Origin of the sequence: Ulvibacter antarcticus, from assembly GCF_003688405.1 — a bacterium.
Lineage (GTDB): Bacteria > Bacteroidota > Bacteroidia > Flavobacteriales > Flavobacteriaceae > Ulvibacter > Ulvibacter antarcticus.
Genome location: NZ_REFC01000006.1, coordinates 1 through 2942, shown reverse-complemented (window position 1 = coordinate 2942; position 2942 = coordinate 1). Strand labels below are relative to the sequence as shown.

The 2942-nt window shown below is 36.3% G+C and carries 2 protein-coding genes; both read left to right on the top strand.

The genetic code is table 11. The annotated features are described in order from the left end of the window. On the top strand, positions 1 to 107 hold a 107-nt coding region (locus BXY75_RS17365; protein ID WP_147437206.1), incomplete at its 5' end, for a T9SS type B sorting domain-containing protein. Positions 108 to 279: 172 nt separating this feature from the next. Further along, the coding region (locus BXY75_RS00250; protein ID WP_121905702.1) for a hypothetical protein at positions 280 to 2942 on the top strand (2663 nt) is incomplete at its 3' end.

The following is a 2942-nucleotide window of genomic DNA, read 5'->3' as shown; positions in this document are numbered from 1 at the left end:
CTTACAATGGCAATCCATTACCCTCGAGTGATTATTGGTTTGTGGTTGAATATACAGAACAAGAAGTACAAAAAGAATTTAAAGGTCACTTTACCTTAAAAAGGTAGATGTTGAGTATTGATATTCTATAATTTTTTTACTGATTTAAGATGAAATGCTAATTTACCAGTTAACTTAAAGATTTTAGGGCTTAACTTGTGCAGTTATTTGATGTACTCCAAATAAAAAGCTAATGTTTCATAAAAATTTCTTTATTTTGGAAATTATACTAATTATGCTATGAAAAAAATTTTACATATCCTTTTTGTTCTTGCCCCTTTATTCGTAGTAGCTCAACAGGTACAATTGTTTCAGCAGTTTAATGGGCGATATGATTTTACCGCCTTTGGGAATACTTTAAACGAGCAACCCAACTTTGGAACTGGATATTGCGATTTTTTACCACAAAGTAGTGCGAATCTTACCTTACTTCCTACGCAAACGTTTCTTTCAGCACATCTTTATTGGGCCGGTCCTGGCGATGCCGACAATAAAATAGAGTTGAATGGAATTACAGTAGACGCACAAAGAACTTTTGCATTAACCGCAAATTCAGGATTGAATTATTTCGCAGCATATGCTGATGTCTCTAATATTATTGGTACTGGAGGGAATGGTACATATACATTTTCCGAATTGGATTTATCTGGTGCTGTGTATCCTGGCTCACCATATTGTGGAAATACTAATTTTGGTGGATGGGCCATCTATGTAATTTATGCAGACCCTACCTTATCACTGAATCAAATTAGTCTTTTTGATGGATTGGATTATGTTTCATCACAAAATCAAACATTAGAGATTATTTTAACAAATATAGATGTTGCTACAGATGACTTGGCAAAAATTGGTTTTCTTGCTTGGGAAGGTGAAGCTGAATTGAATACAACAGAATCTCTTTTAATCAATGGTACTTTAATTGATAATCCTCCACTGAATCCGGGAGATAACGCGTTTAACGGAACCAATAGTTGGACGAATTCCAATGTAATGTACAATATGGATCTGGATTTTTATGATCTTCAGGGCATTGTGGTGCCAGGGGCTACTGAAATTACTATCAATTTGACTTCAGGACAGGATTTTGTTATGATTAATAATGTCATAACTAGTGTAAATTCTGAAATTCCGGATGCAACTATAGAAATTGATAGTATAGGAGTACTTTGTCAAAATAATGATATTGATGTTACTTATACAGTTTACAATGTCAATAGTACTGCACCATTACCTATTAATACACCGATTGCCTTTTATGCAGATGCAGTTTTAATTGGCCAAGCACAAACTTTGACCGAAATCCCTATTGAAGGCTCTGAAAGTGGTGTAATTACATTAAACATACCTATAGGGACACCGGTATTATTTGATTTAATTGCTGTTGTAGATGATATTGGTGATGGAACTGGAATTGTTGCTGAAACAAATGAAGATAATAATATTTTTACCCTACCAATAGATCTTAATCAGGCAGGTTTAAATCTAGGACCAAATATTGAGAGTTGTATCGGAATGACGGTAACTCTGGACACAGGGATTACCGACCCAACTTTTACTTTTCAATGGTTTTTAGCCGGAGTGCCAATTACTGGAGAAACAGGTCCATCATTGGATGTTACAACAGACGGAATGTATTCTATTGAGGCATTTGAAGGAATTTGTTTTGTTGAAGGTTCTATTGAAGTTCACTTTAACCCTCAGCCAGTAGCGAATCCTCCTATGGATTTATTTCAGTGTGATGATGGCGTGTCAACTGGCTTTTTTGATTTAACAGAAAATGACGATGATGTTTTAGGCACACAGGATCCTACAATGTTTGTGATAAAGTATTATCAAACATTGCTGGATAGTCAAGATGATACGAATGCAATTGCAACTCCTACGGTCCATCAAATAAATCCACCTTCACCAGAGACAATTTTTGTTAGAATTGAAGATAATTCTGGAACATGTTTTGACCTTGAACAATTTGAGATATACTTTACAATAGCCAATGCTGGCGCCGTACCATCTCCTTTTGTGATGTGTGATCAGGATGAAGATGGTTTTGAGTCAATAAATTTACCTTCGGAATTTGATGTGTTGATTCTTAATGGAGAACCTGCAGGACAGTATAATGTAACATATCATGTAAGTCAGGCCGATGCAGATGCTGGAGCAAATATCCTTCCGGTACCTTATTCGGTGCCCGTTCCTGGAGAGTTGATTTATATTAGACTAGAAAATCTTGACGATATAAGTTGTTATGATACTACTCAAATTGTAGAAATAGTTGTCGATTCACCTCCAATAGTAAATGATCCACAACCTCTGGTTATTTGTGATGGAAACAATGATGGGTTTGCTCCATTTAATTTACATGATGCGGATGCCGATATTACTGGTGGTGATCTTACACTTATTGTGACCTATCACCCAACCTTATCCGATGCCCAAAATAATTTAAACGAATTACTGGATCCATATACGAATGACGATCCTTTTAATGATGTAGTTTTTGCTAGAATTGAGAGTACAACTAATACTTGTTATAATACCGTTCTTTTAACCTTAGAGGTTCGGAACACTCCTGAGATTATTACACCTGCCGCACCTTTACGTGCATGTGATTACGACAATCCTGGTGATGGTTTAGAATTTTTCGATCTAAGCTCTGTTGCCACGGAGGTTTTAGATGGTTTGGATCCACTTTTATATGATATTTATTATTACGAGCAGGAGGCAGATGCTATTACTGCTGGAGATCTGGCCTTAACGGCTCCTGATTTCTCGCAAGCTATTGGTACTCCTACTAATTATCAGAATGTCACTCCCTTTTTACAAGTGGTGTATATTTTGGTGGTGGGTAATGCCGCTTATACGGATCCTAACAATGGTGGAACGGGCTGTTATGCTATTGTTCC